This is a genomic window from Kineococcus sp. NPDC059986 (assembly GCF_040702905.1).
Taxonomy (GTDB): Bacteria; Actinomycetota; Actinomycetes; order Actinomycetales; family Kineococcaceae; genus Kineococcus.
This window is the reverse complement of sequence record NZ_JBFBND010000017.1, coordinates 21,967-36,349: the sequence shown is the minus strand read 5'-3', so window position 1 is coordinate 36,349 and position 14,383 is coordinate 21,967. Positions and strand designations below refer to the sequence as shown.

Sequence of the window (14,383 nt, the reverse complement as noted above, 5' to 3'; positions counted from 1 at the left end):
CGTGGTCCCGCCCCACCTGAGAACCCCCGGAGGAACCGTGAGCACCCCCGCACCCGAGCAGCCCGACGTCCCGGAACTCCGGGCCCCGGACCACACCCACCGCCTGCCGACGTCCGACGGCCTGACGCTGACGGTCTACGAGTGGGCCGGGACGGCCGAGGCCCTGCCCGTGTTCCTGCACCACGGTTTCAGCGCCAGCGCGTTCGTCGAGTGGCCGCGCTCGGGCCTGCCGCAGACGCTCCTGGCCCAGGGCCGGCGCGTGCTGGCGGTCGACGCCCGCGGGCACGGCGCCTCCGACGCCCCGCACGACAACGCGTTCTACGGCGAGACGCGGATGGCCCAGGACGTGCTGGAGGTCCTCGAGGCCCTCGGCCTGGCGCAGGTCGACCTCGCCGGGTACTCGATGGGGTCCGTCGTCTCCCTGATCTTCGCCTCCCGGCACTCCGACCGCCTGCGCCGCCTCGTGGTCGGCGGGGTCGGGGCCGGGATCGTCGAGGTCGGCGGCGTCGACACCCGCGCCCTGCCGTCCTCCGAACTCGCCAGGGCGCTGCGCGCGTCCGACCCCGGCGAGCTCGGGGACGACCTGCTGCAGGGGTTCCGGATGTTCGCGGCCTCCACCGGGAACGACCTGCTGGCCCTGGCCGCGCAGGCCGACGTCGTGCACGCCTCACCCATCGACCTGGCGGCCATCGCGGTGCCCACGCTCGTCGTGGCCGGCGACGAGGACCCCCTGGCCGTGCGGCCGCAGGTGCTCGCCGACGCCGTTCCCGGCGCCCGCGTCCAGCCGGTCACGGGCGACCACGCCACGGCGTTCAGCGACCCCCGCTTCGCGCAGGAGATCGCCGCCTTCCTGCAGCCGTGACGGGTGCCTCGGGGGCGCCGACGTAGCGGGCCAGGTGCTCGCCCGTCAGCGTCGAACGCGCGGCCACGAGGTCGGCCGGGGTGCCCTCGAACACCACCGTCCCGCCGTCGTGGCCCGCGCCCGGTCCGAGGTCGACGATCCAGTCGGCATGGGCCATGACGGCCTGGTGGTGCTCCACCACGAGCACCGACGTCCCGGAGTCCACGAGGCGGTCCAGCAGTCCGAGCAGGTGCTCGACGTCCGCCAGGTGCAGCCCCGTCGTGGGTTCGTCGAGGACCAGGACCCCGCCCGTGGTCCCCATGTGGGTCGCGAGCTTGAGCCGCTGACGCTCCCCGCCCGACAGGGTCGTCAGCGGCTGGCCCAACGTCAGGTAACCGAGCCCGACCTCCGCGAGCCGCTGCAGCAGCACGTGGGCCGCGGGGGTCCGGGCCGGACCGTCGGCGAAGAACTCCACGGCCTCCTCCACGGGCATCGCCAGGACCTCGGCGATGTTCCGCCCGGCGAGCCGCAGCTCGAGCACGGAGGCCTGGAACCTGCGCCCCTCGCAGTCCTCGCACGTCGTCGCGACCCCGGCCATGACGGCGAGGTCGGTGTAGACGACCCCCGCCCCGTTGCACGTGGGGCAGGCCCCTTCGGAGTTCGCGCTGAACAACGCGGGTTTGACGCCGTTGGCCTTCGCGAACGCCTTGCGCACCGGTTCCAGCAGCCCCGTCCACGTCGCCGGGTTGCTGCGCCGGGACCCCCGGATCGGGCTCTGGTCGACCGTCACGACCCCCTCCAGCGGAGAGACCGACCCGCGCACGAGGGAGCTCTTGCCCGATCCCGCGACCCCGGTCACGACGAGCAGGACCCCCAGCGGCAGGTCGACGGAGACGTCGCGCAGGTTGTGCGTGGATGCGCCGCGGACGGGCAGGGAACCCGTGGGGGTGCGGAACTCCGTCTTCAGCCGCGCCCGGTCGTCCACGTGCCGGCCGGTGACCGTCCCGCTGTCGCGCAGGCCCGCGTACGAGCCCTCGTAGCAGATCGTCCCGCCCGCCGACCCCGCGCCGGGACCGAGGTCCACGACGTGGTCGGCGATGGCGAACACTTCGGGTTTGTGCTCGACGACGAGCACGGTGTTCCCCTTGTCCCGCAACCGCAGCAGCAAGTCGTTCATGCGGGTCACGTCGTGCGGGTGCAGGCCCGTCGTGGGTTCGTCGAAGACGTACGTCGTGTCCGTCAGCGCCGACCCGAGGTGGCGCACCATCTTCACGCGCTGGGCCTCCCCGCCGGACAACGTGCCCGCGGGCCGTTCCAGCGAGAGGTAGCCCAGACCGATCTCGACGAACGCCGCGAGCACCCCGGCGAGGTTGCCCAGCAGCGGGGCGACGGAGGGTTCGTCCAGCCCGCGCACCCACTCCAGGAGGTCGGTGACCTGCATCCGGCAGGCGTCGGCGATGCTCACCCCGCCGATGCGGCAGTTCCGCGCGCCCTCGGCCAGGCGGGTCCCGTCGCAGTCCGGGCACGTCGTGAACGTGGCGACGCGTTCGACGAAGGCCCGCACGTGCGGCTGCAGGGAGTCGACGTCCTTGGACAGCATCGACTTGCGCACCTTCGGGACGAGACCCTCGTAGGTGACGTTGATGCCGTCGACCTTGATGCGGACGGGCTCGGCGTACAGGAACGCGTCGAGCTCCTTCTTCGTGAACCTCTCGACCGGCTCGTCGCAGGAGAAGAACCCGCACCCGTTGTAGATGCGGCCGTACCAGCCGTCCATCGTGTACCCCGGCACCTTGATGGCGCCGGAGTTGATGGACAACGCCGCGTCGTACAGCTCCGTGAGGTCGAGGTCGTCCACCGCGCCGCGGCCCTCGCAGCGCGGGCACATCCCGCCCGTGCGCGACCAGTCGGCCACGACCTTCTTCTGCCCGGCCCCCTTGGCGACCGTCATGGCGCCCTTGGCCGAGACGGAGGCGACGTTGAAGGAGAACGCCTGAGGGCCGCCGACGTGGGGTTCCCCGAGGCGGCTGAAGAGGATGCGCAGCAGGGCGTTGGCGTCGGTGGCCGTGCCGACGGTCGAGCGGACGTCGCCGCCCATGCGCTGCTGGTCGACGATGATCGCCGTCGTCAGGCCGTCGAGGACGTCGACGTCGGGCCGGCCGAGCGCGGGCATGAACCCCTGGACGAACGTCGAGTACGTCTCGTTGATCATGCGCTGGGACTCGGCGGCGATCGTGCCGAAGACCAGCGAGCTCTTCCCGGACCCCGACACCCCCGTGAAGACCGTGAGCCGGCGCTTGGGCAGGTCGACGCTCACGTCGCGCAGGTTGTTCTCCCGCGCCCCGTGGACCCGGATCGTGTCGTGCCGGTCGGCGGGGTGCGCGCTCATGGACCGATCCTGGCAGCCGCGGCCGCCGCGGGGGAGCCCCTCAGCCGGCCGCGAGGATGGTGCGCAGTTCGGCCTCGGCGTCCGGCACGGACAGGAAGAGCAGGTGGTCGCCGGGTTCGAGGACGTCGTCCGGGCTCGGCGGCAGCGGCCGCTCCGCGCGGACGATCGCCACGAGCACGGTGTCCTCGGGCAGCCGGACCTCCCCGACGGTGCGGCCCAGGACCGGGCTGCCCTCCTCGAGGGTGTACTCGGCCATCGAGGCCTGCCCCTGCTGGAACGTGAAGAGCCGCACGAGCTCGCCGACGCTCACGGCCTCCTCGACGAGGGCCGTCATGAGCCGCGGCGTCGAGACGGCCACGTCCACGCCCCACGCCTCGTCGAAGAGCCACTCGTTCTTGGGGTTGTTCACGCGGGCGACCGTGCGCGGCACGCCGTACTCCGTCTTGGCCAGCAGCGAGACGACGAGGTTCGCCTTGTCGTCGCCCGTGGCGGCCACGACGACGTCGCAGTCGGCCAGCTCGGCCTCGTCGAGGCTGGAGATCTCGCACGCGTCGGCCAGCAGCCACTGCGCGTCGGGAACGCTGGTGATCTTCATGGCCGCGGGACTGCGGTCGATGAGCAGGACCCGGTGGCCGTTGCCCAGCAGCTCGCGGGCGATGGACCGGCCGACGATCCCGGCCCCGGCGATGACGACGCGCATCAGGCCCCCTCCTCCGGTGCGGCGGCCAGCACGGCCGCGGCGGACGTCGTGCGCTCGTCGGCGACGACCACGTGCACGACGTCGTCCTCCTGGTACGCCATGCCCTTCACCGGCACGACGCCCTGCCCCAGCCGGGTCAGGTACGCGACGCGGACCCCGGCGGCGGCCTCGAGGGCGGACAGGGGCCGCCCGACCCAGCCCTCGTGGACGGGGAGCTCGACGAGGACGACACGCCCGGAGGCGTCGCGGAACTCGCTGAGGGCGCCCTCGGGGACGAGCCGGCGCAGCACCTGGTCCGCCGTCCAGCGGACGGTGGCGATCGTGGGGATGCCGAGGCGCTCGTAGACCTCGGCGCGACCCGGGTCGTAGATGCGGGCCACGACGTTCTGGACGTCGAACTTCTCCCGCGCCACGCGGGCGGCGAGGATGTTGGAGTTGTCGCCCGAGGAGACCGCCGCGAAGGCGCCGGCCTCGTGGATGCCGGCCTCGACGAGCGTGTCGTGGTCGAAGCCGACGCCGGTGACGCGGCGGCCGGAGAAGGTCGGGCCCAGCCGGCGGAAGGCGTCGACGTTCTGGTCGACGACCGAGACGCTGTGCCCGCGCTGCTCGACGGTGAGCGCGAGGCTCGAACCGACCCGGCCGCAGCCCATGATCACGAAGTGCACGTCCCGAACGCTACCGTCTTGCGCCTACCATCGGCAGACGTGCCCTCTGTGACCGATGCGGTCAAGCGCGTCCTCGTCGGACGTCCGTTCCGCAGCGAACGCCTGTCCGAGACGCTGCTCCCCAAGCGCATCGCCCTGCCCGTCTTCGCCTCCGACGCGCTGAGCTCCGTCGCCTACGCGCCCGACGAGATCTTCCTGACGCTCTCCATCGCGGGGATCGCGGCGTACTCGTTCTCGCCGTGGATCACGGCGGGGGTGGTCGTCGTGATGTTCGTCGTCGTCGCCTCCTACCGGCAGAACGTGCACGCCTACCCCTCCGGGGGCGGCGACTACGAGGTGGCGACGGTCAACCTCGGGCCCAACGCGGGCCTGACGGTGGGCAGCGCGCTCCTCGTGGACTACGTCCTGACGGTGGCGGTGTCGATCTCCTCGGGGGCGCAGTACGCGGCCGCCGCCATCCCCGCCCTGCGCGGGCACGAGGCCCTCTTCGCGGTCGTCCTCGTGCTGGTGCTCATGACGGTCAACCTCAGGGGCATCCGGGAGAGCGGGGCCGCCTTCGCGATCCCGACCTACATCTTCATGGCCTCGATCCTCGGGATGGCCGCCTGGGGCTTCGGCCGCCTGCTGTTCGGGGACCTGCCCAAGGCCCCGAGCGCCGCCTTCAGCCTGACGGCCGAGCACGACATCTCCGGGGGGCTGACGAGCCTGGCGGGGGCCTACCTGGTCCTGCGGGCGTTCTCCTCCGGCGCCGCGGCCCTGACGGGCGTCGAGGCCATCAGCAACGGCGTGCCGGCCTTCCGCAAGCCCAAGAGCAAGAACGCGGCCACGACGCTGCTCCTGCTCGGCCTGACGAGCGTCACGATGCTCGTGAGCATCGTCGCGCTGGCGAACCTCACGGGTGTCCGCTTCGCCGAGGACCCCGAGCACCAGCTGCTGCGCAACGGCGTGCCGGTGGGGGGCAGCTACGTGCAGGACCCCGTCATCGGCCAGCTCGCGGCGACGATCTTCGACCACTTCCCGGTCGCCTTCTACGTGGTCACCGCCGCCACCGGCGTCATCCTCGTCCTGGCCGCCAACACGGCCTTCAACGGCTTCCCGGTGCTCGGCTCGATCCTGGCCCGCGACGGCTTCCTGCCCAAGCAGCTGCACACGCGCGGGGACCGGCTCGCCTTCTCCAACGGGATCATCGCCCTCGCGGTGGCCGCGATCGTCCTCATCCTCGCCTTCGACGCCGAGGTCACCCGCCTGATCCAGCTCTACATCGTCGGGGTCTTCGTGTCCTTCACGATGAGCCAGACCGGCATGATCCGGCACTGGAACCGGCACCTGAGGACCGAGACCGACCCCGCGGCCCGCGCGCGCATGCGCCGCTCCCGCGTCATCAACTGCATCGGCCTGGGCCTGACGGCGACCGTGCTGGTGATCGTCCTGCTCACCAAGTTCACGCAGGGCGCCTGGATCGCGATCCTCGCGATGGTCGTCGTGTTCGTGAACATGAAGCTCATCCGCCGGCACTACAGCTCCGTCAGCCGCGAGATCGAGGTCGCCCCGGACGCCAAGGCCAAGGCCCTGCCGACGGGTGTGCGCGGGGTGGTGCTCGTCTCCAAGATCCACAAGCCGACGCTGCGGGCGCTCGCCTTCGCCCGCGCCGCCAAGCCGACGGACCTGCAGGCCGTCACCGTGGCCGTCGACCCCGAGGAGACGGCGGCGCTGCAGCAGCGCTGGGAGGCCCTGGGCGTGCCCGTGCCGCTCACGGTCCTGGACTCCCCGTACCGGGAGATCACCCGGCCCGTCGTGGAGCACGTCAAGGCGCTGCGGGCCCGCTACGCGCGCGACCTCGTCATCGTCTACGTGCCCGAGTACGTCGTCGGGCACTGGTGGGAGACGTTCCTGCACAACCAGTCCGCGCTGCGCCTGCGGGCGCGGCTGCGCTACCAGCCCGGCGTCATGGTCGCGAGCGTGCCGTGGCAGCTGTCCAGCTCGGCCGGCCTGGAGGACCGCCTGGAACGGCAGGCCCCCGGCACCGTCCGCCGCGGCACCTTCGGTCCCGGCCCCGTCGACCGCGGCCCCGCCGGAAGCACCGGCCCGACCAGCACCCAGCAGGAGACCCCGTGAGCAACCCCCCGTCCCGACCCGCCCGAGGCCCCGCCCGAGGACCCGCCCGCGCCCGGCGCACCCGGCCCGCGCCCCCCGCCGGCCCCGACGCCCGGGGGACCGAGCTGGAGCTCGAGGTCGGCCCCGTCGCGCACGGCGGCCACTGCGTGGCCCGGTACGAGGGCCGCGTCGTCTTCGTCCGGCACGCGCTGCCCGGCGAGCGGGTCGTGGCCCGGGTCACCGAGGGCGCCGAGGGCGCCTCGTTCTGGCGGGCCGACGCCGTGCGCGTGCTGTCCGCCGACCCGGACCGGGTGGAGCCGCCGTGCCCCGTCGCCGCTCCCGGCCTGTGCGGCGGCTGCGACTTCCAGCACGTCACCCCCGCCCGGCAGCGGGCCCTCAAGGCCGCCGTCGTCGCCGAGCAGTTCCGCCGCCTCGCCCACCTCGACGTCGAGGTGACGGTCGAGGAGGCGCCCCTGCCGGGGGCGGACGGGCTCCGCTGGCGCACCCGCACCCAGTTCGCGGTCGACGCCGAGGGCCGCCCGGGGCTGCGGGCGCACCGCTCGCACCAGGTCGTCGCGCTGCAGGACTGTCCCATCAGCACCGAGGCCGTCGTCGGCTCGGGCGTGCTCGGCGCCCGCTTCGGCAACGTCGGGACGGTCGAGGTCGCGGCCGGTTCCGACGGTGCGCCGCCGCTCGTGGTCGTGGACCCGCTGCCCGGCACGCACGCCCACGTGCCGAAGCTGCCGGACGCCTCCGTCGCGGTGCGCACGCCCGAGGGCCTGCACCGGGTCTCGGGTCGCACGTGGGTGGGGGAGCGCGTGGACGTCCAGGTGGGCGACACCCGGCGCGAGCACGTCTTCCGCGTCGGCGGGGCGGGGTTCTGGCAGGTGCACCCGGCGGCCCCGCGCCTGCTGGGCGAGGCCGTCCTGGCGGCCCTGGAACCGCGGGCGGGGGAGCAGGCCCTGGACCTGTACGCGGGGGTCGGGCTGTTCACGGCGCTGCTGGCCGAGGCCGTGGGCCCCGACGGCTCCGTCCTCGCCGTCGAGGGGGAGGAGCGGGCGGTGCGCGACGCGCGGCGTTCGCTGCACGAGCACCCCCAGGTCGAGCTGTGGGCGGGGTCGGTCGAGGAGGCGCTGGCGGACGACGAGCTCGCCGGCCGCCGGACCGACCTCGTCGTCCTGGACCCGCCGCGCTCGGGGGCGGGGCGGGCCGTGGTCGAGCAGATCGCGGCGCTCGCGCCGCGGGCCGTCGCCTACGTCGCGTGCGACCCCGCGGCGCTGGCCCGGGACACCGCGTTCCTGGCCCAGCACGGGTACCGGCTCGACGGCCTGCGGGCCTTCGACCTCTTCCCGATGACGCACCACGTGGAGTGCGTGGCGCGCTTCGTGCGCTGACCCGCTCGTCGGGTGCTGCGGCAGGAGGCCTCAGACGGATGCGCGCTCGCGGGCGTCGAGTCCGTCGAGGGCCTCCAGCACGCTCTCCAGCACGTCCGTCGGGGAGTCGCCGCGAGTCACGTCGACGACCGTCTCGGGCTGCCAGGCGTGGAACACCTCGCGCGTGGAGTGGCGGGGGACGTAGCGGTCGGGGCGACGGGAGAGCAGGGGCATCGGGTCCTCCAGAGGCGGTTCGGGGCGTGCCTCCACTGTGCTGACCCAGAGTGATCCGACTCAAGCCGACCGTGCTGCATCCGAGTGCACCCGTCCGGGTGGTCCGTCGCCGTGCGCCACGGCACGTCGTTCCGGGACCGGAGCCACGTCCGGTGGTATCTTGATGTCGAGAGAAATGCTCGTGAGGGTCCACCCCGCGGGTCGGGACCACCACAGCCGGTGGGACCATCGAGCAGATCGCCACGACAGCACGGCAAGGACGACGGCGCGGTGCGACGCGACGACGTCGGACGACGAGTGAGGAGCTCCCGGTGAGCAGCCACAACAGCTTCGAAGCGAAGGCTACCCTAACAGTCTCGGGGACGGACTACACGATCTTCCGCCTCGACAAGGTCGAGGGGGCGGCGGCGCTGCCGTTCAGCCTGAAGGTCCTCCTGGAGAACCTGCTGCGCACCGAGGACGGCGCGAACATCACCGCCGACCACATCCGCGCCCTGGCCGACTGGAACCCCGACGCCGAACCGGACACCGAGATCCAGTTCACGCCGGCGCGCGTGATCATGCAGGACTTCACCGGCGTGCCCTGCATCGTCGACCTCGCCACCATGCGCGAGGCGGTCGGCGCCCTGGGCGGGGACCCGACGAAGGTCAACCCGCTGGCCCCGGCCGAGCTCGTCATCGACCACTCGGTCATCGCCGACGTCTTCGGGCGCCCCGACGCGTTCGAGAAGAACGTCGAGATCGAGTACGGCCGCAACCGCGAGCGCTACCAGTTCCTGCGCTGGGGCCAGACGGCGTTCGACGACTTCAAGGTCGTCCCGCCGGGCACCGGCATCGTGCACCAGGTGAACATCGAGCACCTCGCGCGCGTCGTCTTCCCGCGCCAGGTGGGCTCGGAGCTGCAGGCCTACCCCGACACCCTCGTCGGCACCGACTCGCACACCACGATGGTCAACGGCCTCGGCGTCCTCGGCTGGGGCGTCGGCGGCATCGAGGCCGAGGCGGCCATGCTCGGCCAGCCCGTCTCGATGCTCATCCCGCGCGTCGTCGGGTTCAAGCTGTCCGGAGCGATCCCGCCCGGCGCGACCGCGACCGACGTCGTCCTGACGATCACCGAGATGCTGCGCAAGCACGGCGTCGTCGGAAAGTTCGTGGAGTTCTACGGCCAGGGCGTGGCCTCGGTGCCGCTGGCCAACCGCGCCACCATCGGGAACATGAGCCCGGAGTTCGGCTCGACCGCGGCGATCTTCCCGATCGACGACGTCACCCTGGACTACCTGCGCCTCACCGGCCGCAGCGACGAGCAGGTCGCGCTCGTCGAGGCGTACACCAAGGAGCAGGGCCTCTGGCACGACCCGGCGGTCGAGGCGAAGTACTCCGAGTACCTCGAGCTGGACCTGTCCACGGTCGTGCCGAGCATCGCCGGCCCCAAGCGCCCGCAGGACCGCATCGTCCTCGACGACGCCAAGGCCGCGTTCCGCGCCGCCCTCGGCGACTACGTGACGCCCGAGTCGGCCCAGGACGAGGCGCTCGCCGAGACGTTCCCGGCCTCCGACGCCCCGTCGGCCAGCGGCAGCAACGCCGGGGGGGAACCGCAGGTCCCGGGCAAGGCCAGCGGCCGCCCGTCGAACCCCGTCGCCCTCACGATGTCCGACGGAACGCAGACCGAGATCGACCACGGCGCCGTCGCGATCGCCTCGATCACGAGCTGCACCAACACGTCCAACCCCTCGGTGATGGTCGCCGCCGCGCTGCTGGCCAAGAACGCGGTCGAGAAGGGCCTGACCCGCAAGCCCTGGGTCAAGACCTCGCTGGCCCCCGGGTCCAAGGTCGTCACCGACTACTACGACAAGGCCGGGCTCACCCCGTACCTGGAGAAGCTCGGGTTCCACCTCGTCGGGTACGGCTGCGTGACCTGCATCGGGAACTCCGGCCCCCTGCCCGAGGAGGTCTCGGCGGCCGTGCAGCAGAACGACCTCGCGGTCACCGCGGTGCTGTCCGGCAACCGCAACTTCGAGGGCCGGATCAACCCGGACATCAAGATGAACTACCTTGCCTCCCCGCCGCTGGTCATCGCCTACGCCCTCGCCGGGACGATGGACTGGGACGTCGAGAACGACCCCATCGGCCAGGACGAGTCCGGCCAGGACGTGTTCCTGCGCGACATCTGGCCCGACGCGGCCGAGGTCGAGCGGGTCATCGGCGAGGCCATCAGCAAGGACATGTTCGTCAAGGACTACGCCGACGTGTTCGCCGGTGACGAGCGCTGGCAGGGTCTGCCCACGCCCGAGGGCAACACCTTCGAGTGGGACGCCGACTCCACCTACGTCCGCAAGCCCCCGTACTTCGAGGGCATGCAGGCCGAGCCGTCGCCCGTCAGCGACATCTCCGGCGCGCGCGTCCTCGCCCTGCTCGGCGACTCCGTGACGACCGACCACATCTCCCCGGCCGGGTCCATCAAGCCCGACAGCCCTGCCGGTGTGTACCTGTCCGAGCACGGTGTCGAGCGCACGGACTTCAACTCCTACGGCTCGCGCCGCGGGAACCACGAGGTGATGATCCGCGGGACGTTCGCGAACATCCGCCTGAAGAACCAGCTCCTCGACGGTGTCTCGGGCGGGTTCACCCGCGACTTCACCAACGGCGGCGAGCAGACGTCGATCTACGACGCGGCCCAGAACTACGCCGCGCAGGGCATCCCGCTCGTCGTCCTGGGCGGCAAGGAGTACGGCTCGGGCTCCTCGCGCGACTGGGCGGCCAAGGGCACCGCGCTGCTGGGCGTCAAGGCCGTCATCACCGAGAGCTTCGAGCGCATCCACCGCTCGAACCTCATCGGGATGGGGGTCGTCCCGCTGCAGTTCCCGCAGGGGGAGTCGGCGGCCTCCCTCGGCCTCGACGGCACCGAGACGTTCGACATCGCCGGCATCACCGAGCTCAACGAGGGCCGCACGCCCCGCACGGTGAAGGTGACCGCCACGAAGACCGACGGCGGCACCGTGGAGTTCGACGCGGTCGTCCGCATCGACACCCCCGGTGAGGCGGACTACTACCGCAACGGCGGGATCCTGCAGTACGTGCTGCGGTCGCTGACCAGCGCCTGAGCACCACCAGCCCGACCCGACGGCCGTCCCCCGGAAGGGGGGCGGCCGTCGTCGTGCCCGGGTTTGTGGTGGGATGCAGCCCGTGCCCGCACCCCCTCGCCCCTCCTCCCGGGTGGTCCTGCCGCTCTTCGGCGCCCTCGTCGGCGTCCTGCTGTCCTGGACCACCTCCCGCGGGCTCATCGACGACAGCTACATCACGCTCGCCTACGCCCGGAACCTCGCGGAGCACTTCCACTGGGGCATGACCCCGGGGATCACGTCGAACGCCGCGACCTCCCCGCTGAACGTCGGCCTGCTGGCCCTGGGGTTCCTCGTGGTCGGCCCCTTCGCGGGGGCCGACGGTGAACTGGCCCTCGGGGTCGTCACGACCGTGCTGGTCGCGGTGGCCGCCGGGTGCGCGGGGGTCGTGACGCGGCGCGCGGGGATCTCGGCGTGGTGGGCGGCCGCGGCCGTCGTCGTCGTGCTGGCCAACCCGCTGCTCGTCTCGGCCCTGGGCCTGGAGGTCGTCCTCGTCTTCACCGCCGTGACGGCACTGCTGGCCGCCGGGGTCGCTGGACGGCCTGCGCTGTACGGCGTCGTCGCCGGGCTGGCGCTGCTGGCCCGCCTCGACACGGTCGTGTTCGTCGTCCTGCTGGCCCTCGTCAGCGGACCCGTGCTGCGCCGTCTGCACGTCGCGGTCCTGACGTGCCTCGCGGTGTGCCTGCCGTGGTTCGCCGTGAGCTGGTGGTTCCTCGGTTCGGCGATCCCCGACACGTTCGTCATCAAGACGAACCAGAAGAACTTCGGGCCCGACCGCACGTACCTGCGGGGCCTGTGGACGCACTACTGGCCGAACACGCCCGTCGCCGTCGCGGTCGGGGTCGCCGGCGCGGTCCTCGGCGTTCTCGTCCTCCTCGTGCTGGTCCTCGCGCTGCTGCGCCACCGGGACCCGGTGCGCCGCGGCCTCGTGGGGACGGGACTGGGCGGGGTCGCCTACTTCGGCGTCTACAGCGTCCTCGGCGTCCCGCCGTACCAGTGGTACTACGTGCCGCCGGCGGCCTCGCTGTCCTTCGTCGCCCTGCTCGGACTGGGCGTCCTGCTGCGCGACCGGGCCCGCCGCGTCCTGCCCGTCGTCACCGCCCTGGCGGCGGTCGGCGGGCTGGCCGCGTCGGTGCCGGCGGCGGCCCTGCCGCTGCCGTGGGCGTACCCGCCGGTCTTCGGGAACTTCGCCACACCCGCGGAGTACCGGGCGATCGGGGCCGACGTCGGCCGGATCGTCGGCGGCGAGCGCGTCACCGCGCCGGGGGAGATCGGGCTGCTGGCGTACTCCTGCAACTGCGAGATCGTCGACCAGTTCTCCGACCCGGCCGTCCTGGAACCGCTCGTGCGCGCCCGCACGCAGGAGGCCGACCCCGTCCTGCGGCAGCTGCTCGAGTGGAACTACGCCCGCCGCGATCCCGGTCCCGTGCAGCCGGACCCGTGGGTGCTGCGCTGGCGCAGCGCGGCCGTGCCCCCGCCCCAGGGCGTGGCCCAGTGGACGACGACGGCCGGCACCTGGCGCACGAAGGACGTCCTGGTCCTCTTCCGCGCGGGGTCCTGATCGGTCACGGTCGGCGCGCCCCGAGGCTGCTCACCGCGGCGACGGCGGCCGCGAGCACGAGGGCACCGAGGCAGACCCGCGCGGCCTGCAGGTCGGGCGCGCCGCCGCCACCCGGGGTCAGGTGCAGGGCGAGCGCCACGACGGCGACGCCGAACGCCGTCCCGAGGCCGCGGGCCATGTTCACCAACCCGCCGCCCGTGCCGGCCATCCGCGCGGGGACGGCCGCCATGACGGAGGAGTTGTTCGCGGGGATGTAGACGCCCAGGCTCAGCCCCAGCACCGCGAGCCAGGGCGCCACCCAGCCCGCCGACCCCGGCGCCGCGAGCAGCGCCCCGGCGGCGACGGCGCAGCCGCCGGAACCGACCAACGCCCGCGTGCGGGGGCTCCAGGTCCGGGGCACGAGCCGTTCGGCGGCCACGGCCGTCACGGCGAACCCCGCGGGCAGGGCCGTCAGGACCAGGCCCGCGGCGCCGTGCACCCCGAGGACCTGCGGGAACAGGGCCAGGGGTGCGAACAGGAGCAGGTAGGCGCACAGGGCCCCCACCAACCCGTCCCGGACGGCGCGCGAGGCGAGGACCTCGGGGTCGACGAGGGGACTGTCCGCCCGGCGTTCGGTGCGGACGAACCACGCCGCTCCACCCAGCGCCCCGACGACGAGCACGGCGGCGACCCACCCGGGCAGCGGCAGCCCGGAGGCCACGGAGACGCCCAGCAGGAGCGCCGTCGAGGACCCGGCCAGCAGGGCCAGACCACGTCCGTCGAAGCGTCCCAGGGGGTTGCGCTGCCGGCTGCGGGGCAGCAGGAAGCGGCCGGCCACCAGCGCCACGACGCCGACGGGAACGTTGACCCAGAACACCCACCGCCAGCCGACGGTGCTGACGAGCACCCCGCCCAGCACGGGCCCGAGCGCGAGACCGAGCCCCTGCGCCGCCGCCTGCACACCGAGGGCGGCCCGCATCCGCTCGCGCGGCACGCTCGTCACGACGAGGGCGACGCTGTTGGCCTGCAGCATCGCCGCACCGACGGCCTGCAGGACGCGGAACCCCACGAGCCAGCCCAGCCCGGGGGCCAGCGCGCAGGCCGCCGACGCGGCCGTGAACACCGCGAAGCCGTACAGGTAGAACAGTTTGCGGCCGGCGGCGTCCGCGATCCGCCCCGCCGCGGCGACGAGTCCCACGAGGGTGACCAAGTAGGCCAGCGAAACCCACTCCACGGCCGCCAACGGCGCGGAGAACTCCTGTTCGAGGGCGGGGAACGTGATCGTGACGATGCTGGCGTCGAGCTGGCCCATGAAGGCCCCGAAGCACACCGTGGCGACGGCGAACCAGCCGGCCCACGGGTGCTCGCGCACGAGGCCGGGGCGGGGGGTCTCCGTGAACATCGTCGGTCCAGGTCTCTCGGGGACGG

The 14,383-nt window shown here is 73.1% G+C and carries 10 protein-coding genes; 5 read left to right on the top strand and 5 right to left on the bottom strand.

Going from position 1 to position 14,383, the window contains the following annotated elements; genetic code table 11:
* Positions 1–37 precede the first annotated feature (37 nt).
* Positions 38–862: an alpha/beta fold hydrolase gene (locus AB0637_RS14155; RefSeq protein ID WP_366173057.1), complete on the top strand. Its 825-nt coding sequence runs from the start codon at positions 38–40 to the stop codon at positions 860–862.
* Here the strand turns inward: AB0637_RS14155 and AB0637_RS14150 are convergent.
* From AB0637_RS14150 to AB0637_RS14140, 3 genes are read right to left on the bottom strand one after another with little or no spacing between them, the layout of a single operon-like run.
* Entirely contained in the window at positions 813–3,230 is a 2,418-nt protein-coding gene (locus AB0637_RS14150; protein WP_366173056.1) for an excinuclease ABC subunit UvrA, read from the bottom strand. The two genes, AB0637_RS14155 and AB0637_RS14150, sit on opposite strands and share 50 nt — an antisense overlap.
* Before the next feature lie 40 nt (positions 3,231–3,270).
* Positions 3,271–3,930, bottom strand: coding sequence for a TrkA family potassium uptake protein (locus AB0637_RS14145; protein ID WP_366173055.1), 660 nt, complete (start codon positions 3,928–3,930; stop codon positions 3,271–3,273).
* The gene (locus AB0637_RS14140) at positions 3,930–4,595 is read right to left on the bottom strand and encodes a TrkA family potassium uptake protein (RefSeq protein WP_366173053.1); all 666 of its coding nucleotides are present in this window, start codon (positions 4,593–4,595) and stop codon (positions 3,930–3,932) included. Before AB0637_RS14140 ends, AB0637_RS14145 begins: the two co-directional genes overlap by 1 nt.
* 39 nt (positions 4,596–4,634) lie before the next feature.
* Between AB0637_RS14140 and AB0637_RS14135 the strand changes: the two genes are divergently transcribed.
* Together AB0637_RS14135 and AB0637_RS14130 are read left to right on the top strand one after the other, a co-directional pair.
* The gene (locus tag AB0637_RS14135) at positions 4,635–6,710 is read left to right on the top strand and encodes an APC family permease (RefSeq protein WP_366173052.1); all 2,076 of its coding nucleotides are present in this window, start codon (positions 4,635–4,637) and stop codon (positions 6,708–6,710) included.
* Positions 6,707–8,083 (top strand): TRAM domain-containing protein, encoded by a 1,377-nt coding sequence (locus AB0637_RS14130; protein WP_366173051.1) that lies wholly within the window; start codon positions 6,707–6,709, stop codon positions 8,081–8,083. The genes AB0637_RS14135 and AB0637_RS14130 overlap by 4 nt, the downstream gene beginning before the upstream one ends.
* Before the next feature lie 30 nt (positions 8,084–8,113).
* On the opposite strand, the gene AB0637_RS14125 is transcribed toward AB0637_RS14130, so the two are convergent.
* A complete protein-coding gene (locus AB0637_RS14125; RefSeq protein WP_366173049.1) occupies positions 8,114–8,296 on the bottom strand; it encodes a hypothetical protein in 183 nt (60 codons plus the stop codon).
* A gap of 311 nt (positions 8,297–8,607) precedes the next feature.
* Here AB0637_RS14125 and acnA point away from each other — a divergent pair, with 311 nt between their 5' ends.
* Complete coding sequence (gene acnA, locus AB0637_RS14120; RefSeq protein ID WP_366173048.1) at positions 8,608–11,397, top strand: aconitate hydratase AcnA; 2,790 nt, start codon at positions 8,608–8,610, stop codon at positions 11,395–11,397.
* Between the two features lie 82 nt (positions 11,398–11,479).
* Positions 11,480–12,976: a hypothetical protein gene (locus AB0637_RS14115; RefSeq protein ID WP_366173047.1), complete on the top strand. Its 1,497-nt coding sequence runs from the start codon at positions 11,480–11,482 to the stop codon at positions 12,974–12,976.
* Positions 12,977–12,980: 4 nt separating this feature from the next.
* Here AB0637_RS14115 and AB0637_RS14110 read toward each other — a convergent pair whose 3' ends face one another.
* On the bottom strand, positions 12,981–14,357 hold the full coding sequence (locus AB0637_RS14110) for an MFS transporter (RefSeq protein ID WP_366173046.1): 1,377 nt from the start codon (positions 14,355–14,357) through the stop codon (positions 12,981–12,983).
* Positions 14,358–14,383 lie beyond the last annotated feature (26 nt).

Excerpts from the sequence above, each read along its gene's own strand:
- AB0637_RS14125 (WP_366173049.1), bottom strand. The coding sequence starts at position 8,296 with ATGCCCCTGCTCTCCCGTCGCCCCGACCGCTACGTCCCCCGCCACTCC.
- AB0637_RS14110 (WP_366173046.1), bottom strand. The coding sequence starts at position 14,357 with ATGTTCACGGAGACCCCCCGCCCCGGCCTCGTGCGCGAGCACCCGTGG.
- AB0637_RS14150 (WP_366173056.1), bottom strand. The coding sequence starts at position 3,230 with ATGAGCGCGCACCCCGCCGACCGGCACGACACGATCCGGGTCCACGGG.
- AB0637_RS14145 (WP_366173055.1), bottom strand. The coding sequence starts at position 3,930 with ATGCGCGTCGTCATCGCCGGGGCCGGGATCGTCGGCCGGTCCATCGCC.